The sequence below is a fragment of the Nocardioides sp. N13(2025) genome (assembly GCF_051912545.1).
Lineage (GTDB): Bacteria > Actinomycetota > Actinomycetes > Propionibacteriales > Nocardioidaceae > Nocardioides.
In genome coordinates, this window is the sequence record NZ_CP196809.1 from 2,257,495 (window position 1) to 2,284,168 (window position 26,674).

The following is a 26,674-nucleotide window of genomic DNA, read 5'->3' on the forward strand; positions in this document are numbered from 1 at the left end:
CGTCAGGTCTGTCCTTGCAGCACTAGCGTCCGAGCATGGGCGACTGGAAGATCGGCAACGACCGACGACGACGCAGCACCGACCAGCTCCGCAACTTCAAGGAAGCCAATGACGGCCAGGTGGCCTGGGACACCGAGGCGCCTGCGGACTTCACCTACGTGTACCACCCCGACCGGATGCTGGTGCGGTCCGCCGACGTCGGGTCGTTCGACAGCGCCGTCGCCGCCCTCGACAAGGGTGTCCTGGAGGACACGCCCCGCGTGGACGCCGAGCTGCTCGACGGGGAGCTGCTGCGCTACGTGCTCCCTGCGCGGGTCAACGGCGAGTCCGTCCCCGAGCTCCTCGACCTCCTCGAGGAGGCCGGTCTGCAGCGAGGCGCGGCGTCACCCGACCACTGGGTGCATGTCGCACCGGGTGGTGGCGGCAGCACCCTGTGCCCGGCCATCGAGCCGCAGGAGACCGGCCTGAAGGAGCCCTGTCCCCCGGAGGCACCGCGGGGCAAGGGCGACGAGGTCAGCGTCGTGGTGGTCGACACCGGCTGGAACCCGCCGTCCGGCACCGACCCACGTACGCCGTGGCTGCACGACGTCGACGGCGACGACGAGCTCAACGGCCCGGACCTGCGCCCGTACGCCGGGCACGGCACCTTCATCGCCGGGGTGGTGCGGTGCACGGCGCCCGAGACCAAGGTCTTCGTCGAGGGCTTCTGCATCGGCGGAGTCGGGGGCGGCGGCGTCCTGGAGTCCGACATGGTCGTGCAGCTCGAGGAGGCGCTCGACAAGGACCCGCGGGTCATCAACCTCTCCGCAGGCTGCCGCACCCGCCTCGACCTGCCGTCGATCGCGTTCGAGACCTTCTACCGCACGCGGCTGCACAAGCTCGACTGCGTCCTGGTCGCGGCGGCGGGCAACGACTCGTCGCCGGCGCCGTTCTGGCCGGCCGCCTTCGACTGGTGCGTGGGCGTCGGGTCGCTCGACCGCGACGGCCGCGTCTCGGACTACTCCAACTTCGGCGTCTCCGCGGACGTCTACGCCCTGGGGCGCAACCACGTCAACGCGTTCCCCGACGGCACGTTCGTGTGCCACGAGACGCCCGACAAGGGCGACGTGCGCGTCTTCAGCACCGGGATGGCCCGGTGGAGCGGCACGTCGTTCTCCGCTCCGGTCGTGGCCGGCCTGATCGCCCGGGAGATCTCCGAGCGCGGCTGCTCGGCCGCGGACGCCCGCGACGCCGTGCTGGCGCGGTCGGCGTACGAGTCCGACCCCGGCGTGGGGCCGATCCAGACGCTGCGCCAGCCCTACTTCTGATAGAGGGCCTGACCCAGGGCCTGTCCCTGGTCCTGGCTCCGGCCCTGGATCAGAGCTCGACCCAGCGGCTGCTCGAGACGGAGTCGCCGGATCGCACCGTGAACCGGACCGACCCGGTGGGCTCGGCCTCGATCAGGAAGAAGCCGGACTCGTCGAGCGCGGTCGTCCACGTCTGACCGTCGGTGGTCTCCACCGTGACCTCGACGGACTCCAGGTCCCCCTCGAAGTCGAGCAGCTGGCCCCGCACCTCGGTCCCGTCGATCTCCGCGTCGAGCGACCAGCCCGAGGCCGCGGAGAAGTAGAGCACCCGCGCGGTGCTCAGCCCCCGCACCTCGGCGGCGGGCCCGTGGGCGGAGTCGCGGAGCAGGACGAGCATCTCCCACTCCTCGTCGAGCTCCGCGGCCGCGACGGCGGCGATCATCGTCGCCACGAGTCCGGGCGGCGGCGGGTCGTAGGTCGTCCACATGTCACGCAGCTCCCCCAGGAGAGCGGCATCCCCACTGGTCATCGCTCGCCCCCTTCCGTCAGTGCACGTCGTACCTTGGCCAGGCAGCGGGCCCGCGTGGGTCCGATGCTCCCGACAGGCATGTCGAGGTCCTTGCTCAAGGCCTGGTAGTCGGGTCGGTCCATGAAGGCCACGACCCGCAACAGCTTGCGGCAGCGCTCGTCGACGGACGCCACGGCTCTCCAGAGCCGTGACGCCTCGTCGTCGCGCACTGCCAGTTCCTCGGCCGACTCCGCGTCCGGGAGCACGGCGTGCAGCGTCTCGTCCTGCACCGGACTCGCACGTCGCGCGGTCCGGGCATGGGCGGCTGCGCCGCGCCTGGCTGACGTGATCAGCCAGGACGCGACCGCCTGGGGATCGTCGATGGTCTGGTGCAGCCGTACGAAGCCCAGCCAGGTCGCCTGAATCACGTCCTCAGCCGACTGGCGGTCGTGGCCGTAGGCCCGCACCACGTGCCAGAGCACCGGTGTCATCGCAGCAACCAGCTCATCCACCGCGCTGGCGTCCCCCGAACGCCAGGCGATGAACGCCCCACTGGCCATGTCCCACGGTGACTGGTCGAGCTGCCCCTCAGCTCTTCGGTCCTCTGACATGGTGACCATTGTCCCCATGTCAGCACAGGTAGTGGCAACCGCCGTGCTGATACGTCCCGGCCGAAAACCTTTTTGTCCTGCACCTCGGTGGGTCAGAACATGAGGGTCGCGAAGGTCGCCGTCTGCTCGAACCCGACACGGGCGTACGTCGCCCGGGCAGGCAGGTTCCACTCGTTGACGTAGAGCGAGACGACCGGCGCCATGCCGGAGTCGAGGACGTGCGAGACCACGGCCGCCATGCCGCTCGAGGCCAGTCCCCTGCCCCGCAGGTCCGGGCGCACCCACACCCCCTGCACCTGGGCGGCGTACGGCGTCACGCACGCGACCTCGGCCTTGAACACCACTCCCTGCTCGTCGAAGCTGGCCATCGACCACCCGCGCCCGATGAGCTGCTGAACGCGCGCGCGGTAGAGGTCGCCGCCGCCGGAGTCGCTCTCCGGCGAGACACCGACCTCCTCGGTGTACATCGCCACGCAGGCCGGGTAGAGGCGCTCGAGGTCGGCGGGCGTTGTGAGGCGTACGTCGGGGTGGGGCGCCACGGCCGGTGGGCCCGCGATCTCCAGGTGCGGCTGGCAGGAGCGGATCTCGCGCGGGCGCGACCAGCGCGGCTCGACGACCTCCCACAGCGCCGCGACCACGTCGCTGGGCCCCACGATCGTGCCGACCGTGCCGCGGCGGCGCAGCGCCACGTCGGCGAAGGCACCCACGTCGTCGGGCGTGCACTGGACCGGGACCAGGTTGGCCCCGAGGTGGCAGCCGGCGACCAGCTCGTCGCCCTCGAAGCGACCCCACACCTGCCCGCCCAGCCAACGCTCGTCGAGGTTGGTGAGCCGGGCGCGGTAGTCGGCGAAGACGTTGACCACCGGGTCCTGCTCCGCGAGCGCGACGAACCGGTCCCGGTCGCCCGGGCCCAGCACGCGCACCTGCTCGCGGGTCCTCAGCACGCTCGGAGCCTACTCAGGTCCTCCGCAGCCTGGCGGCAGACGACCATCCGGCCGCCGAGGGTGGCGGCAGACGACCACCCCGCCGCCGAGGGTGGCGGCAAACGACCACCCCGCCGTCGAGGGTGGCGGCACATGACCACCGAATCGGCGATCTGGATGTCGTACGCCGCCACCCGCGACGATTTCGATGTCAGATGCCGCCACCCTCAGGAGACGGAGACGGACGCCTCGGCGCCTTCGACCGGCTCCATGCCCTCGGCGATGCGCAGGGCCTCCTCGATGAGGGTCTCCACGATCTGCGACTCCGGGACGGTCTTGACGACCTCGCCCTTGACGAAGATCTGGCCCTTCCCGTTGCCCGAGGCGACACCCAGGTCGGCCTCGCGGGCCTCGCCGGGTCCGTTGACGACGCAGCCCATGACGGCGACGCGCAGCGGCACCTCGAGCCCGTCGAGCCCGGCGGTGACCTCCTCGGCGAGCTTGTAGACGTCGACCTGGGCGCGACCGCACGAGGGGCAGGAGACGATCTCGAGGCGGCGCGGCTTGAGGTTGAGCGACTCCAGGATCTGGAGGCCGACCTTGACCTCCTCGACCGGGGGCGCGCTCAGCGAGACGCGGATGGTGTCGCCGATGCCCTGGCTGAGCAGGTGGCCGAACGCGACCGCCGACTTGATGGTGCCCTGGAAGGCAGGTCCGGCCTCGGTGACGCCGAGGTGCAGCGGCCAGTCGCCGGCCTCGGCCAGCAGCTCGTAGGCGCGCACCATCACGACCGGGTCGTTGTGCTTGACCGAGATCTTGAAGTCGTGGAAGTCGTGCTCCTCGAAGAGGCTGGCCTCCCACACGGCGGACTCGACGAGCGCCTCCGGCGTGGCCTTGCCGTACTTGTCGAGGATCCGCTTGTCGAGCGAGCCGGCGTTGACGCCGATGCGGATCGACGTGCCGCGGTCCTTGGCCGCCTTCGCGATCTCCTTGACCTGGTCGTCGAACTTGCGGATGTTGCCCGGGTTGACCCGGACGGCCGCGCAGCCGGCGTCGATGGCCGCGAAGACGTACTTCGGCTGGAAGTGGATGTCGGCGATGACCGGGATCTGCGAATGCTGGGCGATCTCCGGGAGCGCGTCGGCGTCGTCCTGGCTGGGGCACGCCACCCGCACGATGTCGCAGCCGGTCGCGGTCAGCTCGGCGATCTGCTGGAGCGTGGCGTTGACGTCGGAGGTCAGCGTCGTGGTCATCGACTGCACCGAGATCGGCGAGTCGCTGCCGACGCCCACGGACCCCACCTTGATCTGGCGGGTCTTGCGGCGGGGCGCCAGGACGGGGGGCGGGAGGGCAGGCATGCCAAGGCCGACGGTCATGCCCGCCAGTCTAGGAGGAGGCGCCTCGCGGGCCCGAGTCGGCGTACGTCAGCTCAGGTGGAGGGGTACGACGAGGTCGGCGACGATGAGGATCACGCCCATCACCAGCATGGCGAGCCCCACGACGTAGGCGACCGGCAGCAGCTTGGCGACGTCGACGTGCCCGGGGTCGGGGCGGCCGCGGAGGCGGGCGACGCCGCGCTTGAGACCCTCGTAGAGCGCCCCGGCGATGTGGCCGCCGTCCAGGGGCAGGAGCGGGACGAAGTTGAACATGCCGATGAAGAAGTTGAAGCTCGCGATCAGGAACAGCAGCGTGACCAGCTTGTCGACCAGCGGGAAGGCGTCGCTCGCCGCGGCCTCGCCCGCGAACCGGCCACCGCCCACGATCGAGACCGGGCTCTCGGGGTCGCGCTCCTGGAGCCCGACGATCGCGCGGCCGACCTCGTAGACCTTGACCGGCAGCTGCCCCAGCGCCTGGACCGTCTCGACGGTCATCGTCTCCATCTGGATCGCGGTGTAGACGGGGCCGCCGGTGTTGAGGTGGGTGCGGGGCTGGACGCCGAGGAAGCCGACCTCGGTGAGGGTCTGGTCCTCGATCGAGGTCTGGCGCAGGGTGACCGTGGTGTTGGTGGTCAGCGTGAGCAGCTCACCGTCGCGACGGACCTCGATGACGGCGTCGCCGTCGGCGTTGCCGCGGATCTGCGACTGGAAGCTCTCCCAGTCGCGGAACGGCGTCCCGTTGAAGCTGACGATCTCGTCGCCGGGCTCGATCCCGGCCTGCTTGGCCGGCGTGGCCGGGTCGGCGGCGGTGCAGTCGCGGCCGGTCTCCTCGACCGGGATCACGCACTCCGGGACCGCGGCCACGGTGGGCTCGACGACCTCGTCGCGCGGGTTGCCGTAGGTCGCGAAGAGGATCACGAAGAGGGAGAAGGCGATGGCGATGTTGACCATCGGCCCGCCCGCCATCACGATCACCTTCTTCCACCAGGCGAGGCGGTAGAAGAGCCGGTCGGTGTCGTGCTGCTTGACGTACTCCCACTCCGCGGCGCGGGCGTCGGAGATCAGCTGCGTGAACAGTCCGGTGTTGGAGCGGCGCACCTTGTGCACCGGCTCGCCGTCCTCGTCGTACGTCGTCTCCTCGACGAGGCCCTCGGCACCCGGGGGAAGCATCCCGACGATCTTGACGTAGCCGCCGAGCGGGATCGCCTTGACGCCGTACTCGGTCTCGCCGATCTGCTTGCTCCACACCGTGGGGCCGAAGCCGATGAACCACTGCGGCACCTTGCAGCCGAACTTCTTGGCCGGAACGAGGTGGCCGAACTCGTGCAGCCCGATCGAGACCAGGATCGCGACCACGAAGGTGACGACGCCCAGGGTGTAGAGCAGGGGGGTCAAGGGAGATCCTTCTCAGGCGATTTCTCAGGCGATGAGGGCCGCGGCCTCCGCGCGCGCCCAGGCGTCGGCGGCGAGGACGTCGTCCACGGTGAAGTGCTCCCTCGATGGTACGTCGTGGGCGGCGAGGACGGCGCCCACCGTCGGGATGATGTCGACGAACCGCAGGCGACCGGCACGGAACGCCTCGACGCACTCCTCGTTGGCGGCGTTGTAGACCGCGGGCGCAGTGCCGCCCAGCTCCCCCGCCGTCCGGGCCAGGGAGACGGCCGGGAACGCCTCGTCGTCGAGGGGGAAGAACTCCCAGCTGCGGGCAGCGGTCCAGTCGTAGGCGGGGGCCGCGTCGGGCACGCGGTCCGGCCACGCGAGGCCCAGCGCGATCGGGATCATCATGGTCGGCGGGCTCGCCTGCACGATCGTCGAGCCGTCGACGAACTCGACCATCGAGTGCACGTCGCTCGTCGGGTGGACCACCACGTCGATCCGGTCGAAGGGGATGTCGAAGAGCAGGTGGGCCTCGATGACCTCGAGGCCCTTGTTGACCAGGGTCGCGGAGTTGATCGTGATGACCGGTCCCATCGACCACGTCGGGTGCTGCAGCGCCTCGTCGACCGTGACCTGGGCCAGGTCGTCGCGGGTTCGGCCGCGGAACGGTCCGCCGGACGCCGTCAGCACCAGCCGGCGCACCTCTGCCCGGGTGCCGGAGCGCAGGCACTGCGCGAGCGCCGAGTGCTCGGAGTCGACCGGCACGATCTGGCCCGGCCGCGCGCGACCCGTGACCAGGGAGCCGCCCATGATCAGCGACTCCTTGTTGGCCAGGGCCAGCGTGTTGCCGGCGTCGAGGGCCGCCAGGGTGGGGCGCAGCCCGACGGCACCGGTGATGCCGTTGAGCACGACGTCGCACTCGCGCCCGGCCGCCTCGGTCGACGCGTCCTCCCCCAGCCCCGAGAACGCCGGCGAGAACTCGGCGACCTGGGCCTCGAAGAGGTCGGGGTGGGAGCCGCCGGCCGTGAGCCCGACCACCCGGAACCGGTCGGGGTTGGCGCGGACGAGGTCGAGGGCCTGGGTGCCGATGGAGCCGGTCGAACCGAGGATCACGATGTCGCGCGCAGTCACGGGCGTCAGTGTGTCAGGTGCCCCGAAGGGGCTGCGCCGGGTCGAAGGACCACAACCGCAGGCCGCCGACCTCCACCACGCTCGCCCCGGCCGGGACCGGCAGGTCGTGGTCGTCCGACGCGCCGAGCGCCGCGAGGACCGGGAGCTCGTCGGCGCCGTGCCGCGCGAGGATCGCGTCGCCCGGCACCTCGGCGCAGGGCGCGGGGTCGGTGCGGCCGGCGCGCATCGCGATGTCCCACGGCACGTCCTCGTCCTCACCCTCGACACCGAAGACGACGCCCGTCCCGCCCTCGCCGACCCGCATCGTGGCGTCGGCCGCAGCCGAGTCGTCGTACGCCGCCACGGCGCCGAGCCGGGCGACCGCCAGGGCCACCACCACGCCCGTCGCGCGCGGGAGGTCGCCGAGGGCCACGTGGTCCCCCACCGTCACGCCGAACGCCCGCAGCACTCCCCCGCAGGCCGCCACGTCGGTGAGGAGCCGGGCGAAGGTCCAGTCGCCGTCCGGGTCGGTCAGCGCGACGTCGTCGGCGTGTCCGCGGACCACGTGGATGTCGAGCGCGTCGTAGCAGGCGTTGAGGGTGCCGGCGTCGCCGTCGGTGGGCGCGCGGAACCAGTGCACGTCGGACATGGCGATCAGGACAGCCCGTTCTCTGGGGTCCTCGCCGGCTTCGACGGGGTGCGGAGCCACGCGGTGAAGAACCCACCGAGGTCCTGTCCGCTCACCCGGGTGGCGACCTCCTCGAACTCCTCGCTGGCGCCGTTGCCGCCCCGCTGCTCGCGGATCCAGGTGCGGATGATCCTCCAAAAGACCTCGTCGCCCACCCGGTTGCGCAGCGCCTGCAGGGTCATCGCCCCGCGGCCGTAGATCGCTGAGTCGAACACCTTGGCGGAGCCGGGATCGGCGACGACGACCTGCCAGAAGTCCGACTGCTCGCTCACGTCGTCGTAGTAGCTGCGCAGGATCGCGGCACCCGAGCGACCACCGTGGGTCTCGTCCCAGCGCCACTCCATGAAGCTGGCGAAGCCCTCGTTGAGCCAGATGTCACGCCAGCCCTGCACGGCGATGTCGTCACCGAACCACTGGTGCGAGAGCTCGTGGACCACGAGGCTGGTGTAGCTGCCGCCGACCGCGGGGTAGGTCGGGCGCGTCTGGTTCTCGAGCGCGAAGCCCGGGTTGAGCGAGGTCGTGAGGCCGCCCACCACGGAGAAGGGGTAGTCGCCGAGGTCCTTCTCCAGCCCGGCGATGACCGCAGGGGTCTTCTTCATCAGCCGCATGCTGGCCCGCTGGTCGCCCTCGCTGAGCCCCTGCGAGACCGCGACCAGCCAGGGCAGTCCTCCGCGCTTGCCACGGGCGATGGTGAAGTCACCGGCGGCGAAGAACGCCAGGTAGGGCGCCATCGGCTCGTCGGCGCGCCAGTGCCAGGTCGTCGACCGCTTGCCGACCCGGCGGCCCTTGAGCTCGCCGTTGGAGATCACCTCGCGGCCGTGGGGCACGGTGATCCGCACGTCGACCACGGCCTTGTCGCGCGGGTGGTCGTTGGCGGGGAACCACCACGGCGCCATGTGCGGCTCGTTCATCGTGACCACCTCGCGCTTGTTCGCCAGCCAGTTGCGCTGGCCGGCATAGGCACGCTCGGCGGGGTGGTCGTCGTAGGTCACCACGACGGTGTGCGCCGAGCCCGCCGCGAGCGGGGCGGCCGGGGTGATCCGCAGCTCGTGCCCGCCGTCGGACCTGGCGAAGGTGGCCCGGGCGCCGTCGACGGTCACCTTGTCGACCTTCAGCAGGAAGTCGAGGGAGAAGCTCGAGAGGTCGCTCGTCGCGACCAGCCGCACCTTCGTGCGCCCGCTGAGCCACTTGCTCGCGAGGCCGTAGCGGTTGGCGACGGCGTACGACGTCACGTCGATGCCGCCGTTGCCGTCGAGCGGCCAGTAGGGATCACCGATCCCCGAGGCACCGTCGGCGGCAGCTGGGGCGACGAGCGAGGACTCGGCCGTCGCGGAGGCGCTGGTCAGCCCGACTGTCATCGCCCCGGACAGGCCGAGCGCCAGGAGGGGCCTCGAGAGGGATCGCATGCTCACCCGTGGAACCTAGCGCGTTAATCCCGTTGCCGGGGCGCCGTCGGGTGACCCACCATGGTCCCGGCGATCCGCCACACCACGTGCTGCAGAGTCAGCCCGTGCCCCCGTCCGAGAGGAGTCGTGACATGTCCATCACTGTCCTCGGCCTGCCCGCCGACCACCTCTCGCACTCACGGAGCACCCGCGTTGACGCACACAGAACCGCACTTCCCGGAGGACTTCCTCCGGCCTGACGACCGTTCGCCCCTCGAGGGGATCGACGAGTCGTTCGTCTTCACCTACGACACGTACGCCGACGAGCTCGGCGACGGTCAACGATGGTCCCGCTGGGAGGACCTCGAAGCACTCATGAAGGGTCCCGAGCCGCGACCCGACTGGGTCGTGGTCTCCAGCGGCGCGATCGACACCGAGCTCGGCGTCCTCAAGACCGGCAAGGAGGCCGATGTCTTCCTCGTCGAGCGTGAGGACCCGCACCGGCCGGAGACGGCCGTCGTGATGGCCGCCAAGCGCTACCGCGACACCGACCACCGCACGTTCCACCGCGCCGCCTCCTACACCGAGGGCCGGTCGATGAAGCGCTCGCGTGACAACCGCGCCCTCAAGCGCAAGTCCACCTGGGGCAAGCAGGTCGCCGCAGGCGAGTGGGCGGTCTCGGAGTGGAGCGCGCTGCGCCGGTGCTGGGAGCTCGGGCTGCCGGTCCCCTACCCCGTCCAGATCGACGAGACCGAGATCATGATGGAGTGGATCACCGTCACCGTCGCCGGCGTGACCGACACCGCACCCCGCGTCGCCCAGGTCCGTCCCGAGCGCGAGCTGGTCGAGGCCTACTACGACCAGCTGCGCGACGCGCTCGGCGTGCTCGTGCAGGCCGGACTGGTGCACGGCGACCTGTCGCCCTACAACACCCTCGCCGCGGGCGAGCGGCTCGTCATCATCGACCTGCCGCAGATGGTGGACCTGGTCGGCAACCCGCGCGGGATGGACTTCCTCCTGCGCGACTGCGCCAACATGTGCGCCTGGTTCCGCTCGCGGGGGCTCGAGGTCGACGAGCAGGAGCTGTTCGGCGACCTCATGGCACACGCGTTCTGAGACGGGCCGAGCCCGGCCCCTTGCGCCGTGGGTCCCTCAGGGACTCAGGGACCCGCGGCGCATAGGTTGGCCTCGTGCAGAGGACCCGCGGACGCGTCGTCGACGTCACCACGCTCGAGGAGCTCGACCGGCGCCTGGCCCACGGCGCGCACGACATGGGCGGCTGGCGCCTGGTCCGTCTCGACCTGACCGACCGCGTCGACCAGCTCCTGCGCGGCTCGGTGGCACAGGCGTTGTTCCTCGGCTGCACGTTCGCCGACGGTGACGCCGACGCCGTACGACGTGCCGGCGGGGTCGTGCTGCCGACCATCCCGCACACGCCCGTCGACCCCTACCGGGCCGAGCTCTACTCGCCGCGCGAGCTCTACGACACTCCCCACTACCGCGACTCGCTCGACGCCCGGGCCTACGCCTGGTCCAAGATGCCCAACGACACCGACGACGCGCTCGCGATGACCCTGCACGACCACGCCATCGACGAGGCGCTGACGGCCTGGGTCGCCGGACGGTCGATCGTCGGCGTGATGGGCGGGCACGCGCTGGAGCGCGGGAGCGAGGCGTACGCCGACGCGGCCCGCCTCGGCCACGAGCTCGGCGGCCACCTCACCGTCGCCACCGGCGGGGGGCCGGGCGCCATGGAGGCGGCCAACCTCGGCGCCTTCCTCCCCGCCGACCTCGACGCCGCGCTCGCCGAGCTGTCGCAGGTGCCGTCGTTCCGGCCCGACATCGGCGCCTGGGCGAGGGCCGCCTTCGGTGTGCTCGACACGGTGGAGGACGGGCGTGAGTCGCTCGGTATCCCGACCTGGCACTACGGCCACGAGCCGCCCAACCCGTTCGCCACCTCGATCGCCAAGTACTTCCGCAACGCCACCCGCGAGTCGATCCTGCTGGAGGTCTGCAACGCCGGGATCGTCTTCCTGCCCGGCGCGGGCGGCACCGTGCAGGAGATCTTCCAGGACGCCTGCGAGAACTACTACGCGGACGAGACCTCGCTCGCCCCGATGGTGCTGGTCGGGCGCCAACACTGGACCGAGGAGCTGCCGGCCTGGCCGCTGCTGGAGGCGATGGCCCGCGGGCGTGCCATGGAGCCGCACGTCCACCTCGTCGACTCCCTCGAGGAGGTGGGCGAGGTGCTCAGCCGGCCCGCCGACGACTGGACGCGGGGGCGCTGACGTCGCGGTAGTGGCTGACCAGGAGGTCGTTGACCGCCTGCCAGGTCCGGTCGCGCACGCTGAGGCGCGCCGCGCGTCCCATCCGTGCGCGCAGCAACGGCCGGTCCACGAGCCGCTCGACGTGGGCGACCAGCTCCTCGGCGTCGCCGGGCTCGTAGAGGTAGCCGGCGACGGTGTCGTCCACGACGTCGATCGGGCCCCCGGCACGCGGCGCGACCACGGGCACCCCGCTCGCCAGCGCCTCCTGCGCGGACTGGCAGTAGGTCTCGTGCCGGCCGGTGTGCACGAAGACGTCGAGCGTGGCGTACGCCGCCGCGAGGTCGTCGCCGTGCAGCACCCCGAGGAACGCGGCACCGGGCAGCAGCGCCCGGAGGCGGGCCTCCTCGGGGCCGCCCCCGACCAGCACGAGGCGCGCGCCCGGGAGCCGCTCGACGTGGGCGAGCAGCTCGAGCTCCTTCTCGGGCGCCAGCCGGCCGACGTACCCGACGAGCAGCTCGCCGCGCGGGGCGAGCGCGGCGTGCAGCGCCTCGTCGCGCCGCTCCGGGGTGAAGAGCACCTGGTCCACTCCCCTCGGCCAGCGCGCCACGTCGGTGACGCCGAGGCGCGTGAGCTGGTCGATGCTCGCCCGCGACGGCGCCAGCGTGCGGTCGACGCCGAGGTGGATCCGACGGGTGAGCGACTCCATGGCCCGTGCTCCCCCGGGCACGGCGTACCGATCGGCGAAGCCGACGAGGTCGGTCTGGTAGATCGCCACGGTGGGGATGCCGAGCGACCGCGCGGCCTTCGCGGCCTGGAACCCCAGCGTCGCCGGGGACGCGATGTGCACGACGTCGGGGCGGAAGCGCACCATCGCGGCGCGGAGCCGGCGGCGGGTCTCGAGGCCGATGCGGAACTCGGCGTAGAACGGCAGGCTGGCGCCGCGGGCGTGGGTGACCGGGAACCCGGCGTAGGTCGCCGGCCCGGTCGGCGCGATCAGCTCGGCGTCGTGGCCCTCGGCCGCGAGGTGCTCGAGCACGCGTCGCACCGAGTTGGTGACGCCGTTGACCTGCGGGAGGAAGGACTCGGTGACGACGAGCACCCGGAGGCGGTCCGTCGTGGGTCGAGGGAGCGGAACGACGTCGGCGGGGGCGGGGCGGCTGAGACGCCGCCTCTGCAGCAGGTCCATGGCCCGGACGCTAGGAAGCAGGCCGCAACGGCTCGTGGTGCTGATGCGGACGACACGTGAACGGTCCCCGACGCCTCGGGTTGCCGCCTGTCTCCTGACCTACTCCTTGGCGGCGAGCTGGCCGCAGGCGCCGTCGATCTCGCGGCCGCGGGTGTCGCGGACCGTCGTCGGGATGCCCTTCGCCTCCAGGCGGCGGACGAACTCCCGCTCGTCGGCCGGGTCGGAGGCGGTCCACTTCGAGCCCTCGATGGGGTTGAGCGGGATCAGGTTGACGTGCACCCAGCCCCAGTCGCCGTACGAGTTGAGCACGTCGCCCAGCAGGTCGGCGCGCTCGGCCTGGTCGTTGATGCCGCGCATCATGGCGTACTCGATGGAGACGCGACGCTTGGTCTTCGCGGCGTAGTTCCACGCAGCCTCGACGGTCTCGGCGACCGAGAAGCGGGTGTTGATCGGGACCAGCTCGTTGCGCAGCTCGTCGTCGGGCGCGTGCAGGCTCAGCGCGAGCGTGACCGGGATCCCCTCGTCGGCGAGCTGGTTGATCCGCGGCACCAGGCCGACGGTGGAGACGGTGACGCCGCGGGCGCTCATGCCCAGGCCCGCCGGCGACGGGTCGGTGAGACGGCGCACGGCACCGACGACGGCCTTGTAGTTGGCGAGCGGCTCACCCATGCCCATGAAGACCACGTTGGAGACGCGACCGGGGCCGCCGGGCACCTCGCCGCGGGCCATCGAGCGGGCGCCGGCGACGACCTGCTCGACGATCTCGGCGGTCGACATGTTGCGCTGGAGGCCGCCCATGCCGGTCGCGCAGAACGGGCACGCCATGCCGCAGCCGGCCTGGCTGGACACGCACACGGTGGCGCGGTCGGGGTAGCGCATCAGCACCGACTCGACCAGAGCGCCGTCGAAGAGCTTCCACAGCGTCTTGCGGGTGGTGCCCTTGTCGGCCTCCATCGTGCGCAGCGGCGTCATCAGGTCGGGCAGCAGCGCCGAGACCAGGTCGTCGCGCTGGCCGGCGGGGAGGTCGGTCATCTCCTCCGGGTCGTCGACAAGCCGCCCGAAGTAGTGGGTGGAGAGCTGCTTGGCGCGGAAGCCCGGCAGGCCCATCTCCTCGAGGAGCGCCTTGCGGCCGGCCTCGTCGAGGTCGGCGAGGTGCCGCGGCGGCTTCTTGCGGCCGCGGGGCTCGTCGAAGACGAGGGGCAGGGTCTTGATGGGCTCACTGGGCTCGGACATCAGCCCGATCCTCCCATCCCTGCGGTCAGCGGGTCGATTCAGCGACCGCAGGACCTCAACCGTCGACCATGAAGTAGAGCACCAGCGACGCGACGCCGAGGACGACCAGGGCGGTGACGACCATGCCGACGAACATGAACTGGGCGAACCGCCTGGTCTTGCGCTTGATCAGCATGAAGATCGGCAGTGCCAGGGCGAGGAGCACGAGCGGGAAGAGCTGCTCAGCCGTCTCGTAGTCGAACAGCAGCCGCAGGATGCCCACGAAGGCACCCGGCAGCGCGGTGACGAAGAGCATCCCGGCGAAGAAGCCCGTGATGCCGGCGAACGTCGGGTGGCTGTGGTGCCACCAGCCGAGGGTCTGCTCGCCCGGCTCCTGCGTCTCCTGCACGTGTTCGGTCTCCACGTCCCCAGCCTAGGCGTTGGCGGCCGCGGCAGGCCGGTGGGCTCGCGGTGACAGGGACATCCGGCAGGGGTGCTGCTCACACCTGCACGGTGATCAGGTCGGGCATGGCGAGCGCGCCCCAGCGGTCCAGGTCCGGAGGCTCCCCGGTGAGGTCGGCGACCACGAGCGTCCAGGCGGTGCCGTGGCCGACGAGCACCACGTCCTCGTCGCCGTGCACCTCCAGGACGCGGCGCACGGCGGGGACGACGCGCTCGCGGCAGGCGTCCAGCGACTCCCAACCATCGACTGCCGGCTCGGCGGGACGCTCGAAGGCGCGGCGCACGGCGCCGGCGAAGTCGTCGAGCCACTCGCCCGACCGCACGTGCTCGCCCAGGTCGGGCAGCACGCCGACCTCTGTGTCGGTCAGGAGCTGGGCCGTCTGCAGCGCCTTCGGCTCCGCCGAGGCGAACCACGCCGCCCGCAGCGGGAGCCGACCGGAGGCGCGCAGCGCCCACACGTCGTCGTACGCCGAGGGGTCGAGCTCCCACTCGGCTGCGGGGACGCCCGGGACGATCGCCGGACGACCGTGCCGGACCAGGTGGAGGGTCATGGCGCCAGGAACTCCCGGGCCCCGCGCAGCCGCGTCGTCAGCAGGTCGCTGGCACGCGTGGAGTCGAGGCGTACGTCGACGGGTCCCGGGTCGGGGAGGTCGGCCCGGCGTCCGCCGCGCAGCACCCCGGGGTCGAGGCCGTCGCGACGAGCGACCAGCCGGCCGAGCTCGAGCCGGCTGGTCGCGTCGCCCCCGCCGAGGTGCAGCACCCCGCGGACGTCGTGCGAGGCGAGCTCGACGAGGGCCGCGGCCAGGTCGCCGACGTGCACCGGGCAGCGGCGCTCGTCCTCGAACAGCACACCGTCCGCGCCCAGGGCCAGCGAGCGGAAGAGCTGCTCGTGCTTGGACCCGCCGTCGCCGAGGATGAGCGAGGTGCGGGCGACCACGACGTCGGCGCCCGACCCGAGGGACGCCCGCTCCGCCTCCACCTTCGCCGCTCCGTAGGCCGACACGGGGTCGGGCGGCACCGACTCGTCGTACGGCACCGGGCGGCCGCCGAAGACCACGTCCGAGGAGACCAGCACGAACCGAGCCCCGACCCGAGCCGCCGCCTGCGCGACGTGGACGGCCCCGTTGGCCGTGACCTCCCGGTCGGACTGGACGTAGGCCGTGTGGACCACGGCGTCGGGGCGGTGGGCGTCCAGCAGCGCGTCGACGGCCACCCGGTCACGGACGTCGCAGTCGACCGACCCGACGGCGACCACGTCGTGTCCGGCGGCCGCTGCCACGACGTGCCGGCCGAGGTAGCCGGTGCGACCACCGGTGACGAGCAGGCGCATCAGAAGACGAGGTAGTAGAGCACCAGCCAGATCGGCGCGATCGTGGCGAGGAGGGAGTCCAGCCGGTCCATCAGGCCGCCGTGGCCGGGGATGACCTGGCTCATGTCCTTGATGCCGAGGTCGCGCTTCATGACCGATTCGCACAGGTCGCCGAGCGTCGCCATCACCGCGGCGATCACGCCGAGGATCACGCCGACCCACCAGTCGCCGCCGAGGAACGACGTGACCAGCCAGACGCCGACGGCGATCGTCGCGACCATCGACCCGGCGAAGCCCTCCCACGACTTCTTCGGCGAGATCACGGGTGCCATCGGGTGCTTGCCGAAGAGCACGCCGGCGATGTAGCCGCCGGTGTCGGAGGCCACCGTGATGGCGATGAAGGTGATGACGCCACGGACGCCGAGGTCGTCGGTGTCGAGGCCGAAGGCCGGGGTGGTGCCGCCCTCGCCGAGCAGCAGCGCGACGAACGACGCCAGGAACGGGACGTAGACGAGGGTGAAGACCGACGCGGTGGCGTTCTTGACGTAGCCGGCGACGCCACGGCGCAGCAGCCACAGCATGATCACCAGCGCCGTGACCGCGGTGGCCGTCACGAGGGCCGGGGCTCCCCAGTAGTAGGCCACGACGACCATGACGACCCCGCCGAGCATCAGCGGCTGCTCGGGGATGTCGACGTCCTTAGCGGACAGGCCCTGGTGCAGCTCCCAGACCGCGACCGCCACTGCGATCGCGACGACGGCCATGAAGGCCGTCTTCCAGAAGAACAGGCTGAGCAGGATCAGGCCGACGAGCACGACCGCCGAGCCGATGGCGGCCGGCAGGTCGCGACCGGCGCGGCCGTGGTCCTTCGGGGTCACCGGCGGGGGTGCGTCCGGCCCGGGCGCGTCCGGGACAGCCGGGTCGGGTGTCGTCATCGGTGGGCGCTCAGACCTCGAGCAGCTCTGCTTCCTTGTGCTTGAGCAGCTCGTCGATCTTGTCGGTGTGGGTCTTGGTGGTCGCGTCGAGGCGCTTCTCGGCACCGGTGACGTCGTCCTTGCCGACCTCGCCGTCCTTCTCCAGCTTCTCGAGCGCCTGCTTGGCGGTGCGACGCACGTTGCGCACGGACACGCGACCGTCCTCGGCCTTCGCCCTCGCCAGCTTGATGAACTCCTTGCGGCGCTCCTCGGTCAGCTCGGGGAAGACGCAGCGCAGGACCTTGCCGTCGTTGGCGGGGTTGACGCCCAGGTCGGAGTCGCGGATGGCGCGCTCGATGGCGCCCATGGCACCGATGTCGAAGGGCTGGATCAAGATGGTGCGCGCGTCCTGGGAGGTGAAGCTCGCCAGCTGCTGCAGGGGCGTCTGCGTGCCGTAGTAGTCGGCCGTGATCTTGGCGAACATCGCCGGGTTGGCGCGGCCGGCCCGGATCGTGGCGAAGTCCTCGCGGGTCGCCTCCACCGACTTGCCCATCTTGGCGTCGGCATCATTCATGACGTCGTTGATCACAGCAGCTCTCTCTCCTCGTACGTCGGGGTGCGGGCGCCTGGGGCGGCCCGGTCAGGACGCGCTGGTCACCAGCGTGCCAATCTTCTCACCTCGCACCGCCCGGCCGATCGTGCCGGGGGTGGAGAGGTTGAAGAAGACCATGTCCATCTTGTTGTCGCGCGCCATGGCGATCCCGGTGGCGTCTGCGACCTTGAGGTCGCGGGCGAGGTACTCGTCGTAGGTGAGGCGGTCGAACTTCACCGCGTCGGGGTTGGTCTTGGGGTCGGAGTCGTAGACCCCGTCGACACCCTGCTTGCCCATGAGGATGACCTCGCACCGGGTCTCGAGCGCCCGCTGGGCGGCGACCGTGTCGGTGGAGAAGAACGGCATGCCGGCGCCGGCCCCGAAGATGACCACGCGCCCCTTCTCCATGTGCCGGATCGCCCGGCGCGGGATGTAGGGCTCGGCGACCTGGCCCATCGTGATGGCGGTCTGCACGCGCGTCTCGACGCCGTGCTTCTCGATGAGGTCCTGGAGCGCCAGGCAGTTCATGACGGTGCCGAGCATGCCCATGTAGTCGGCTCGTGCCCGCTCCATGCCGCGCTGCTGCAGCTCGGCGCCGCGGAAGAAGTTGCCACCGCCGACGACGATCGCGATCTGGACGCCGGACTTGGCGACCTCGGCCACCTCACCGGCCAGCGCGTTGATGACGTCGAGGTCGAGGCCCACCTCGCCACCGCCGAACACCTCGCCCGAGAGCTTGAGCAGGACACGGTTGTACGCCGTCACTTCGATCCCTTCGCACGCCAAGTGGGTCGCGAGAAACCTACCGGTCCGGTGTGCGGCCGGTCGAACCCGGAGCCCGTGGGGAAGTGCACCCGCCCGGAAAATGCGACCGGGGCCCGTACGACGTGCGTACGGGCCCCGGTCGGGTGCTGCGGATGAGCCGTGGCTCAGGCGCCGACCTCGAAGCGGGCGAAGCGCTTCACCGTGGTGCCGGCGGCGTCGAGGACGGCCTTGACGCTCTTCTTCGACTCGGTGACCGACTCCTGCTCGAGCAGGACGATCTCCTTGTAGAACCCGCCCAGGCGGCCCTCGACGATCTTGGCGATCGCCTGCTCGGGCTTGCCCTCCTCGCGGGTCTTCTGCTCGGCGATGGAGCGCTCGGACTCGACGACGTCGGCCGGGACCTCGTCACGGGTGAGGTACTGGGCCTTCATCGCGGCGATCTGCATCGCGGCGCCGCGGGCGGCGGCCTCGTCACCCTCGAACTCGACCAGCACGCCGACGGCGGGCGGCAGGTCGGCGGCACGCTTGTGCATGTAGGTGACGGTGGTGCCCTCGAAGTAGGCGACCTCGCCCAGCTCGATCTTCTCGCCGATGGTGATGGCCAGGTCCTCGACGACCTCGCCGACGGTCTTGCCGTCGAGCTCGGCGGCCTTGAGGGCCTCGGTGTCGGTGGCCTTCACCGCGTTGGCGACCTCGGCGATCTGCTGGGCCTTGGCGATGAAGTCCTCGTTCTTGGCCACGAAGTCGGTCTCGCTCTTGAGCTCGACCAGCGCGTTGCCAGCGGTGGCCACGAGGCCGGCGGCGGTCTCGCGCTCGGCGCCACGGGCGGCGGCCTTGGCGGCGCCCTTGACGCGCAGCAGCTCGACGGCCTTGTCGAAGTCGCCGTCCGCCTCGGTCAGCGCCTTCTTGCAGTCCATCATCCCGGCCTGGGTCAGCTCACGGAGCTTCTTGACGTCGGCAGCGGTGAAGTCGGCCATGGGGGTCCTTCTTCCTTGAGTTCGGGGGCCGGCTCGTGCGAGCCGGCGGGGTGGGGTGTGACGCGCTGAGCGCCGGTCGCGGGCCTTGGCCCACGACCGGCGGTCGGCGGATCAGTCCTGCTTGGCCTCGGCCGGAGCCTCGGTCTCGGCGGGAGCCTCGGTCTCGGCGGGGGCCTCGGCAGCGGCGGGCGCCTCGGTCTCGGCCGGAGCCTCGGCAGCGGCGGGCGCCTCGGTGGCGGCCTCGGCAGCGGCCTCGGCCTGCGGGGCCTCGGCAGCAGCACCGGTGCCCTCGGAGGCGGGGGTCTCGGCGGTGGCGTCGCCGGTGGCGGCCGCGGCCGTCTTCTCGGCGTCACCCTGGAGGAGCTCGCGCTCCCACTCGGCCAGCGGCTCCTCGGCGCCGACGGTCTCGTCACCGGTCGCCTTGGCGCCCGAACGCGCGACGAGGCCCTCGGCCACGGCGTCGGCGACCACGCGGGTCAGCAGGCCGACCGCGCGGATGGCGTCGTCGTTGCCCGGGATCGGGAAGTCGACGAGGTCGGGGTCGCAGTTGGAGTCGAGGATGCCGATGATCGGGATCCGCAGCTTGCGCGCCTCCTCGACGGCCAGGTGCTCCTTGTTGGTGTCGACGATCCACACCGCGGAGGGGACCTTCGACATCTCGCGGATGCCGCCGAGGGTCTTCTCGAGCTTGGCGTGCTCCCGCTTCATCTGCAGGAGCTCCTTCTTGGTGCGACCCGAGCCGGCAACGGTGTCGAAGTCGACGTCGTCGAGCTCCTTGAGGCGGTTGATCCGCTGGTGCACGGTCTGGAAGTTGGTGAGCATGCCGCCGAGCCAACGCTGGTTGACGTAGGGCATCCCGACGCGCGTCGCCTGCTCGGCGATGGCCTCCTGGGCCTGCTTCTTGGTGCCGACGAACATCACGACACCGCCCTTGGCGACGGTCTCCTTGACGAAGGCGTAGGACCGGTCGATGTAGGCGAGCGACTGCTGCAGGTCGATGATGTAGATGCCGTTGCGCTCGGTCATGATGAAGCGCTTCATCTTGGGGTTCCAGCGACGGGTCTGGTGACCGAAGTGGACGCCGCTCTCGAGCAGCTGGCGCATGGTGACGACTGCCATGGGTTCTCCTGTTTTAGCGGAGGACGCTCACCGATGTGCCCGACCTTCGGCAGGTGGGGCCGGGAGCGTGGCTCCTGTTGTTTTCAGTTGCTGCACCTGACGGGTGTCCGGTGCCCTGACGCCCACACGCCGGTCCGATCCGCGCACCTGGACGAGCCTGGTGGTGCGGAACTGAGGACCGACGCCCACGGGTGGTCCGGAACCAGGGATGCATTCCGACGCGGTCTGCGAGCGTGCGAAGTCAGTCCGGGAGGACTGCTCCGGACATCGTAGGCCAGAGCATCCTCTGGAGCGAATCGCTGCGCGCACTGCCGCTGAGCGTGCGCTGAGCGTGGAAACGTGGGCCGGCGAACGTCCACAACCAGTGTGCCTGCGACGCCCTCCACAGGCGTGGTCGGCGGCGGTGGTCCGGGCCGGTCCGTCGTGGCCAGGATCGCCGGATGAGAGCTCTCCCCGTCGTCCTGTCCGGACTCGTGCTGGGCCTGCTGCTCGGTGTGTCCGGCCCGGTGCACGCGGGTCGGGAGGAGCCGCGCGGGGTGTGGCCGCTCCTTCCCGAGCCCGACGTCGTACGCCCCTTCGAGCGGCCGCCCGGGCCCTACTCCGCGGGGCACCGGGGGGTGGACCTGGCCGGGAGCCCCGGCCAGCCGGTGCTGGCCGCGCTCGAGGGGACCGTGGGGTTTGCCGGCTCCATCGGCGGGAAGCCGGTCGTGACCGTGCTGCACGGCGGACGACGTACGACCTACGAGCCGGTGGTGGCGACCGTCGAGCCCGGCCAGCAGGTGACGGCCGGCGACGTGCTCGGCCGGCTCGTGACGGTCGACGGCCACTGCTTCCCCGACACGTGCCTGCACTGGGGGCTGATCGAGGGCGAGACGTACGTCGACCCGCTCACGCTGGTCGGCGGCGGGCCGGTCCGCCTGCTGCCGTTGTGGCGCGACGAGCCGGTGACGCTCCGGCTGCCCTGGACTCCCCCGCTCGAGCGCTGGCGTCCGCAGGTCGACTTCCTGGTCTGATCAGGGGGTCTCCGGCGCCCCCTGCACGTCCGTCATACGAAGGCGCACCGATGGGTTGGGGTTCGGATGACGGATCCGCCGCCGGCGGGGTGGCTCAGGCGCGTGGGTGGGCCTGCTGGTAGGCCCGTCGGAGCCGGTCGGTCGTGACGTGGGTGTAGAGCTGCGTCGTCGCGAGGGAGGCGTGGCCGAGCAGCTCCTGTACCGACCGCAGGTCCGCGCCACCCTCGAGCAGGTGGGTGGCCGCGGTGTGCCGCAGGCCGTGCGGGCCGATGTCCGGGGCGCCGGGCACGTCGGCGATGCGCCGGTGCACGAGGTCGCGGACGGCACGCTGGTCGATGCGCCGGCCGCGCACGCCGAGGAACAGCGCCGGCCCGGAACCCTGGATGCGCAGCGCCGGACGACCGGAGGCGAGCCAGCGATCGAGGGCACGACCGGCGGGAGTGCCGTAGGGCACGGAGCGCTCCTTGCGTCCCTTGCCGAAGACCCGGACGACCCGGCGCTCGTCGTCGACGTCGTCGATGTCGAGGCCGACCAGCTCCCCCACCCGGATGCCGGTCGCGTAGAGCAGCTCGAGCATCGCCACGTCGCGAACCCCCACCGGCGTTCCGTCGTCGGCGAACTCGGCGGCGGAGCGGATCAGCGCCTCGGCCTCGTCGGCGCGCAGCACCGGCGGCAGCGTCTTGTGCTTCTTGGGCGAACCCAGCGCCGCGCCGGGGTCGGTGGGCAGGCGTCCGGTGCGGTGGAGCCACGCGGTGAACACGCGCGCCGCGGTGGCACGCCGGGCGATCGTCGTACGACTGCGTCCCGTCGTCTGCAACCTGGCCAGCCAGCTGCGGAGCGTGCGCAGGTCGAGCTCGGTGACGTCGACGAGCCCGAGTCGGACGCAGTGGTCGAGCAGGCTGGAGATGTCGCCGAGGTAGGCGCGGACCGTGTGCGGCGCCAGGTCGCGCTCGGAGACCAGGTGGCGCTCGTAGTCACCGAGCAGGCGCACCATCGGCTCGGGCAGGCCGGCCTGCTCCTCCGCCTCCGCTTCGCTCACCCCCGAAGCCTAGGCGCGCGGAGGCTCGTCACACGTCAGGCGCGAGTCGCCACCCCTCCTCGGTGAGCCGGACGAAGCCCTTGTCCATCAGCCGGCGGAGCGCGCGCTCGGTCGAACGGATGTGGAGCCCGCACAGTCGCGCGATCGAGTCGACCGGGGCGTGCTCCCCCACCGGCACCCACTCCACCACCTGCTTCTCGATGGGGGTCAGCCCGTCGCGGGCGCGCTCCTCGCCGCGCGGCGCCTCGAGCAGGTGCTCACCCGCGGCGCCGATGAGCTCCAGGACCTCCTCTCCGCGGGTGACGACCGTGCCGCGCCCCTCGCGGAGGAAGTTGTTGACCCCCTGCGAGGTGTAGCTGGTCACCGGGCCGGGCACGCACATCACCGGCCGGCTCATGCGCTCTGCCCATCCGGCGGTGTTGAGCGCACCGCTGCGCAGGGCTGCCTCGACGACCACCGTTCCGCTGGTCATGGCCGCGATCAGGCGGTTGCGCGCGAGGAACCTCGGCCGCGTGGGCGCGGACCCGGGCGGCTGCTCCGAGACCACGGCGAACTCGGCCGCGAGGTGCTGCAGGAGGAGTCGGTTGTGTGCGGGATAGACCCGGTCGACCCCACACGCGAGGACCGCCGCGGTGACTCCTGCCGCGACCAGGGCGGAGTCATGCGCCTCGAAGTCGATGCCCAACGCGCCACCGGACACCACCGGCACCCCCGTCAGCGCGAGGTGCCCACAGATCGCGCGGGTCATCTCCACGCCGTAGACCGAGGCGGCCCGTGACCCCACCACTGCGACCGAGGTGGCGAGCTCGGTGAGCGGCATCGGCCCCTTGACCCAGAGGCCCGGCGGGGTGCCACCGAAGCCTTCCTCGGTGATGGCGTCGTCGAGGTGGTCGAGACCTGTCGGCCACTCGGCATCGCCCGGGACGAGGAACCGGATGCCACACCTCGCGGCCTGGTCGAGGATGCGCTCCGGGTCGACCTCGGACAGTCGCTCGGCCAGCCGCTCGGCGATCCCGGTGTCGCTCGTCGCCACCAGGGTCTGCTCGAGGGCTCGGACGGCGCCCATCTGCAGCACCAGCGAGGAGGTCGTGCCGTCGCCGGGCTCGACACCGCAGCTGAGCACGACCCGGGCCAGGCGCTCGGCCTCGGGGACGGGCACGACGGGGGTGCTCATGACGCCGTCACCGCGACGACGCGGGCGGGGAGGCTGCGCGCCGAGTCGTCCGAGCGCAGCGCGAGGGCGATCTCGGCCTCGCGGGGCCCGGGACGCGAGACACCGGCACAGTCCGCGACCGTCCAGGAGAGCCGCTGCACCCTGGTCATGCCGCGTCGGCTGAGCATGCCGGCGGACAGCTCGGCATCGACCAGCCGCTGCGCCTCGGGGTCCAGCGGCCAGCGCTCGGCGATCGCGGCCCCCGGGCACGAGGCGTTGAGCTGCCACGAGCAGTCCTGGTAGCGGCGGGCCTGTCGCTCGCGTGCGTCCGCGACGCGGGCCCTGACGTCGGCCGAGGACTCGGGCGCGGGCCGCCACGAGCCGGTGCGGCCACGTCGCTGCGGGCGGACCTCCATCCAGATGTCGACGCGGTCGAGGATGGGCCCGCTGAGCTTGCGCCGGTAGTGGGCGCGCTGGACGTCCGAGCACTCGCAGGCGCCGCCCGACTGGCCGTGGAAGTTGCCGCACGGGCAGGGGTTCGCGGCCAGCACCACGAGGGACCGGGCCGGGTAGGTCGCGGCCTCCTCGCCCCGGGCGATCGTCACCTCCCCCGACTCCAGGGGCTGGCGCATGGCCTCGATGACGTCGGAGCGGAAGTGCGGGAACTCGTCGAGGAACAGGACCCCGTGGTGCGCCAGGCTCACCTGTCCGGGGCGCACCCGCCCCGTGCCGCCGCCGAGCACGCTCGCGGCGGTGGCCGAGTGGTGCGGGGCGAACCACGGCGGACGGCGCAGCAGGCCGCTCCCCTCGGGAAGCAGCCCGGCGACCGAGTGGAGAGCTGTCACCTCGAGCGCCTGCTCGGTGCTCAGGTCGGGAAGGATCGTGGGGATCCGCTCGGCGATCGAGGTCTTGCCGGTGCCGCGCGGGCCGATCAGCATCAGCGGGTGACCGCCCGCGGCCGCCACCTCCACGGCGTAGCGGACGTCGTCGAGGCCGTCGAGATCGGTCAGGTCGAGGTCGGACAGCCGGTCGTCCCCGCGCCAGGTCGCCAGCGGGCTCGCGGACGGGCCGACCACGGGAGGCGCCTCCGGCACCTCCGCCCCGCGCAGGACGGCGGAGACCTGGGCGAGCGAGCGGACGCCGAAGACCGTCATCCCGGGCACCAGCGCGGCCTCGGCGGCCTGCGGCTCGGGCACGAAGACCCTCGTGATCCCGTGGGCGGCGGCCGCGATGACCATCGGGAGCACCCCCGGGACCGGACGCAGGCCGCCGGAGACGGAGAGCTCGCCGATGAACGCCCATCCGGCGAGCAGGTCGGGCGTCAGGTCCTTGTGCTGCTTGTCGGCGGCCATCACCGCGACGGCGATCGCCAGGTCGTAGTGGGTGCCGCCCTTCGGGAGGTCGGCCGGGGCGAGCAGGATCGTCACCCGCTTGGTGGCGGGCCAGCGCGCGCAGTCGTTGTTGATCGCCATCCGCACCCGGTCGCGAGCCTCCGAGAGGCCCTTGTCGACCCGGCCGATGATGGTCGTGCCGACGAGCCCCGGCGAGACGTCGACCTGGACGTCGATGACGTGCCCGTCCGCTCCCCTGAGCGCGAGGGACCGCGCGGTCGCGAAGGCCATCAGCCGACCCCCTCGACGTGCTCGACCTCGACCGGCAGCCCGGGTGGCGCCAGCACCCCGACCATGTCGATCCGGACGTCCTCGGGGTGGCAGTCGTGGACGCGCAGCCACCGGGCGGCCAGCCGCCGGAGCCGGTCGACCTTGCGCCGGTCGATCGCCTCGAGCGGGGCGCCGTAGTCGATCGAGGTGCGGGTCTTGACCTCGCAGATGACGAGGACGTGACCGTCGCGCAGCACGAGGTCGATCTCGCCGGCGTCGCAGCGCCAGTTGCGGTCGAGGAGGACCATGCCGCCCCGGGTCAGGTGGCGGGCCGCGATCGTCTCGCCGCGCTCACCGAGCCGCCGCTTGCGCGCGGCTGCGGGGTCGGGGACGAAGGGGGCAGCGGGTCGGGCCATCGTGGGTGCCTTCCGGTGGAGCAGGATCGGGAAGGCACCAGCACACCGCGGCGTACCGACGGTCGCGCGCAGAACGCACTCGCACCTGTGGACGGCGCGCGGATCGGAGCTGCTGTGGAGGGTTGGTGGCCACCTTCCGCGTCGTGTCGCGCGCCCGGCGGGTCGGCGAACAGCAGTGGCCATCGACTCCGGGGTCGCGACTTCGTGTGCGAGTCGCGAACTTCCGGGCCCCTGCAAAGGTCCATATGTCTGGGTTTCCCCGCATATGCGGGGAAACCACAGTGAGACGGCGGGCCGGGTCAGTCCTTCGGCGGGTCGATCTCCTGGGGCGCGAGCTCCTCGACGTTGACGTCCTTGAAGGTCAGCACCTTGACGTTCTTGGCGAAGCGCGCGGGCCGGTACATGTCCCAGACCCAGGCGTCGGTCATCGACACCTCGAAGAACACGTCGCCGCTCTCGGAGCGGGCCTTCACGTCGACCTGGTTGCAGAGGTAGAAGCGGCGGTCGGTCTCGACGACGTACTTGAAGATGCCCACCACGTCGCGGTACTCGCGATAGAGGGTGAGCTCCATCTCGGTCTCGTACTTCTCGAGCTCCTCGGCGCTCATGCGTCCTCCTCCGTGATGTCGAACGTCGTGTCGAGCCCCGTCGTGCCCGGCCCTCCCGGCTGCCCCGGATGCTCTGACCCGACACTAGTGGCCGTGTCCTGAGCCGGCTCCGGCGCCGGCTCCAGCCCGGCCGCTCGCCGTACGTTGACGAAGCGCATCCGGTGCACGGGCGAGGGTCCGTGCGCGGAGAGGGCGGCCTCGTGGTCGGAGGTGATGTAGCCCTTGTGCGTCTTGAAGTCGTAGTCGGGCCACGTCCGGTCGAGCTCGACCATCAGCCGGTCGCGGGTCACCTTGGCGACCACGGAGGCGGCGGCGATGCACGCGGCGACCCGGTCGCCCTTCCACACGGCCAGGCCGGGCACCCCCAGCCCGTCGACCGGGAAGCCGTCGGTGAGGACGTACGACGGCCGCGTCCTGAGCCGGGCCACCGCGCGTCGCAGGGCCTCGAGGTTGGCGACGTGCATCCCGAGCCGGTCACACTCCTCGGAGTCGATCACCACGACCGACCAGGCCAGCGCTCGCCGCAGGACCTGGGCGTAGACCCGCTCGCGGGCGGCCTCGGTCAGCAGCTTGCTGTCGGCGAGGCCGGGGACGATGCCGGCCTTGCCCGGCGGCAGCACGACGGCACCCGCCACGAGGGGTCCGGCGCAGGCACCGCGACCGGCCTCGTCGACGCCCGCGATCGGGTCGAGCCCGGCCCGGCGCAGGGCGCGCTCGTAGCCGTAGAGGCCCGCGTCACGGCGTACGGTCACGCCGCTCGCGGAGGGCAGCGGGACG

At 71.8% G+C, this 26,674-nt stretch carries 27 protein-coding genes and 1 pseudogene; 4 read left to right on the plus strand and 24 right to left on the minus strand.

Translation table 11 applies throughout. The features are described 5' to 3' along the window. The first annotated feature begins 35 nt into the window (after window positions 1–35). Entirely contained in the window at window positions 36–1,307 is a 1,272-nt protein-coding gene (locus ACS3YM_RS10900; protein ID WP_439936465.1) for a S8 family peptidase, read from the plus strand. 49 nt (window positions 1,308–1,356) lie between these two features. Here ACS3YM_RS10900 and ACS3YM_RS10905 read toward each other — a convergent pair whose 3' ends face one another. The 8 genes from ACS3YM_RS10905 to ACS3YM_RS10940 all read right to left on the minus strand — a co-directional run bounded on the left by ACS3YM_RS10905 (window position 1,357) and on the right by ACS3YM_RS10940 (window position 9,285). After that, window positions 1,357–1,815 carry a hypothetical protein gene (locus ACS3YM_RS10905; RefSeq protein ID WP_439936466.1) on the minus strand — a complete coding sequence of 153 codons (459 nt, stop codon included), beginning with the start codon at window positions 1,813–1,815 and terminating at the stop codon, window positions 1,357–1,359. Further along, window positions 1,812–2,405: an RNA polymerase sigma factor gene (locus tag ACS3YM_RS10910; protein WP_439936467.1), complete on the minus strand. Its 594-nt coding sequence runs from the start codon at window positions 2,403–2,405 to the stop codon at window positions 1,812–1,814. Before ACS3YM_RS10910 ends, ACS3YM_RS10905 begins: the two co-directional genes overlap by 4 nt. 92 nt (window positions 2,406–2,497) lie before the next feature. Next, entirely contained in the window at window positions 2,498–3,349 is an 852-nt protein-coding gene (locus ACS3YM_RS10915) for a GNAT family N-acetyltransferase (RefSeq protein WP_439936468.1), read from the minus strand. Window positions 3,350–3,555: 206 nt separating this feature from the next. Next, window positions 3,556–4,704, minus strand: coding sequence for a flavodoxin-dependent (E)-4-hydroxy-3-methylbut-2-enyl-diphosphate synthase (gene ispG / locus ACS3YM_RS10920; protein ID WP_439936469.1), 1,149 nt, complete (start codon window positions 4,702–4,704; stop codon window positions 3,556–3,558). Window positions 4,705–4,752: 48 nt separating this feature from the next. Next, complete coding sequence (locus ACS3YM_RS10925; RefSeq protein ID WP_439936470.1) at window positions 4,753–6,099, minus strand: M50 family metallopeptidase; 1,347 nt, start codon at window positions 6,097–6,099, stop codon at window positions 4,753–4,755. A 24-nt stretch (window positions 6,100–6,123) separates the two neighbouring features. Beyond that, a complete protein-coding gene (locus ACS3YM_RS10930) occupies window positions 6,124–7,212 on the minus strand; it encodes a 1-deoxy-D-xylulose-5-phosphate reductoisomerase (RefSeq protein WP_439936471.1) in 1,089 nt (362 codons plus the stop codon). 13 nt (window positions 7,213–7,225) lie between these two features. After that, on the minus strand, window positions 7,226–7,840 hold the full coding sequence (locus tag ACS3YM_RS10935; protein ID WP_439936472.1) for an AMP-binding protein: 615 nt from the start codon (window positions 7,838–7,840) through the stop codon (window positions 7,226–7,228). 5 nt (window positions 7,841–7,845) lie between these two features. Then, window positions 7,846–9,285, minus strand: a complete 1,440-nt coding sequence (locus tag ACS3YM_RS10940; protein WP_439939871.1) for a M1 family metallopeptidase — start codon at window positions 9,283–9,285, stop codon at window positions 7,846–7,848. Between the two features lie 192 nt (window positions 9,286–9,477). On the opposite strand from ACS3YM_RS10940, the gene ACS3YM_RS10945 reads away from it, so the two are divergent. Beyond that, the gene (locus tag ACS3YM_RS10945) at window positions 9,478–10,380 is read left to right on the plus strand and encodes a serine protein kinase RIO (RefSeq protein ID WP_439936473.1); all 903 of its coding nucleotides are present in this window, start codon (window positions 9,478–9,480) and stop codon (window positions 10,378–10,380) included. A gap of 74 nt (window positions 10,381–10,454) precedes the next feature. Next, window positions 10,455–11,552 (plus strand): LOG family protein, encoded by a 1,098-nt coding sequence (locus tag ACS3YM_RS10950; protein ID WP_439936474.1) that lies wholly within the window; start codon window positions 10,455–10,457, stop codon window positions 11,550–11,552. On the opposite strand, the gene ACS3YM_RS10955 is transcribed toward ACS3YM_RS10950, so the two are convergent. The 10 genes and pseudogenes from ACS3YM_RS10955 to rpsB all read right to left on the minus strand — a co-directional run. Next, window positions 11,515–12,717, minus strand: a complete 1,203-nt coding sequence (locus ACS3YM_RS10955; protein ID WP_439936475.1) for a glycosyltransferase family 4 protein — start codon at window positions 12,715–12,717, stop codon at window positions 11,515–11,517. The genes ACS3YM_RS10950 and ACS3YM_RS10955 overlap by 38 nt on opposite strands. 99 nt (window positions 12,718–12,816) lie before the next feature. Continuing rightward, entirely contained in the window at window positions 12,817–13,950 is a 1,134-nt protein-coding gene (gene rlmN / locus ACS3YM_RS10960; RefSeq protein ID WP_439936476.1) for a 23S rRNA (adenine(2503)-C(2))-methyltransferase RlmN, read from the minus strand. Between the two features lie 55 nt (window positions 13,951–14,005). Next, window positions 14,006–14,353 (minus strand): hypothetical protein, encoded by a 348-nt coding sequence (locus ACS3YM_RS10965; RefSeq protein ID WP_439936477.1) that lies wholly within the window; start codon window positions 14,351–14,353, stop codon window positions 14,006–14,008. A gap of 76 nt (window positions 14,354–14,429) precedes the next feature. After that, window positions 14,430–14,942 (minus strand): histidine phosphatase family protein, encoded by a 513-nt coding sequence (locus tag ACS3YM_RS10970; protein WP_439936478.1) that lies wholly within the window; start codon window positions 14,940–14,942, stop codon window positions 14,430–14,432. Next, the gene (locus tag ACS3YM_RS10975) at window positions 14,939–15,721 is read right to left on the minus strand and encodes an SDR family oxidoreductase (RefSeq protein ID WP_439936479.1); all 783 of its coding nucleotides are present in this window, start codon (window positions 15,719–15,721) and stop codon (window positions 14,939–14,941) included. The genes ACS3YM_RS10970 and ACS3YM_RS10975 overlap by 4 nt, the downstream gene beginning before the upstream one ends. Further along, on the minus strand, window positions 15,721–16,635 hold the full coding sequence (locus ACS3YM_RS10980) for a phosphatidate cytidylyltransferase (protein WP_439936480.1): 915 nt from the start codon (window positions 16,633–16,635) through the stop codon (window positions 15,721–15,723). Before ACS3YM_RS10980 ends, ACS3YM_RS10975 begins: the two co-directional genes overlap by 1 nt. Before the next feature lie 10 nt (window positions 16,636–16,645). Then, a complete protein-coding gene (gene frr, locus ACS3YM_RS10985) occupies window positions 16,646–17,203 on the minus strand; it encodes a ribosome recycling factor (RefSeq protein ID WP_439936481.1) in 558 nt (185 codons plus the stop codon). Window positions 17,204–17,254: 51 nt separating this feature from the next. Then, on the minus strand, window positions 17,255–17,971 hold the full coding sequence (gene pyrH, locus ACS3YM_RS10990; protein WP_439936482.1) for a UMP kinase: 717 nt from the start codon (window positions 17,969–17,971) through the stop codon (window positions 17,255–17,257). Between the two features lie 164 nt (window positions 17,972–18,135). Next, the gene (gene tsf / locus ACS3YM_RS10995; RefSeq protein WP_439936483.1) at window positions 18,136–18,948 is read right to left on the minus strand and encodes a translation elongation factor Ts; all 813 of its coding nucleotides are present in this window, start codon (window positions 18,946–18,948) and stop codon (window positions 18,136–18,138) included. A gap of 357 nt (window positions 18,949–19,305) precedes the next feature. Further along, window positions 19,306–20,067 (minus strand): annotated as a pseudogene (rpsB, locus tag ACS3YM_RS11000) (30S ribosomal protein S2); the annotation flags it as partial. Between the two features lie 440 nt (window positions 20,068–20,507). Here rpsB and ACS3YM_RS11005 point away from each other — a divergent pair. Next, the gene (locus ACS3YM_RS11005) at window positions 20,508–21,080 is read left to right on the plus strand and encodes a M23 family metallopeptidase (protein ID WP_439936484.1); all 573 of its coding nucleotides are present in this window, start codon (window positions 20,508–20,510) and stop codon (window positions 21,078–21,080) included. A 94-nt stretch (window positions 21,081–21,174) separates the two neighbouring features. Here ACS3YM_RS11005 and ACS3YM_RS11010 read toward each other — a convergent pair whose 3' ends face one another. The 6 genes from ACS3YM_RS11010 to ACS3YM_RS11035 all read right to left on the minus strand — a co-directional run bounded on the left by ACS3YM_RS11010 (window position 21,175) and on the right by ACS3YM_RS11035 (window position 26,667). After that, window positions 21,175–22,074 carry a tyrosine recombinase XerC gene (locus tag ACS3YM_RS11010; protein ID WP_439939872.1) on the minus strand — a complete coding sequence of 300 codons (900 nt, stop codon included), beginning with the start codon at window positions 22,072–22,074 and terminating at the stop codon, window positions 21,175–21,177. A gap of 73 nt (window positions 22,075–22,147) precedes the next feature. Continuing rightward, window positions 22,148–23,293 carry a DNA-processing protein DprA gene (gene dprA / locus ACS3YM_RS11015; RefSeq protein WP_439936485.1) on the minus strand — a complete coding sequence of 382 codons (1,146 nt, stop codon included), beginning with the start codon at window positions 23,291–23,293 and terminating at the stop codon, window positions 22,148–22,150. Beyond that, a complete protein-coding gene (locus tag ACS3YM_RS11020) occupies window positions 23,290–24,894 on the minus strand; it encodes a YifB family Mg chelatase-like AAA ATPase (RefSeq protein WP_439936486.1) in 1,605 nt (534 codons plus the stop codon). The genes dprA and ACS3YM_RS11020 overlap by 4 nt, the downstream gene beginning before the upstream one ends. Next, window positions 24,894–25,289 (minus strand): YraN family protein, encoded by a 396-nt coding sequence (locus ACS3YM_RS11025; RefSeq protein WP_439936487.1) that lies wholly within the window; start codon window positions 25,287–25,289, stop codon window positions 24,894–24,896. The genes ACS3YM_RS11020 and ACS3YM_RS11025 overlap by 1 nt, the downstream gene beginning before the upstream one ends. A 299-nt stretch (window positions 25,290–25,588) precedes the next feature. Beyond that, a complete protein-coding gene (locus ACS3YM_RS11030; protein ID WP_439936488.1) occupies window positions 25,589–25,897 on the minus strand; it encodes a DUF2469 domain-containing protein in 309 nt (102 codons plus the stop codon). Continuing rightward, entirely contained in the window at window positions 25,894–26,667 is a 774-nt protein-coding gene (locus tag ACS3YM_RS11035) for a ribonuclease HII (protein WP_439939873.1), read from the minus strand. The genes ACS3YM_RS11030 and ACS3YM_RS11035 overlap by 4 nt, the downstream gene beginning before the upstream one ends. Window positions 26,668–26,674: the final 7 nt, after the last annotated feature.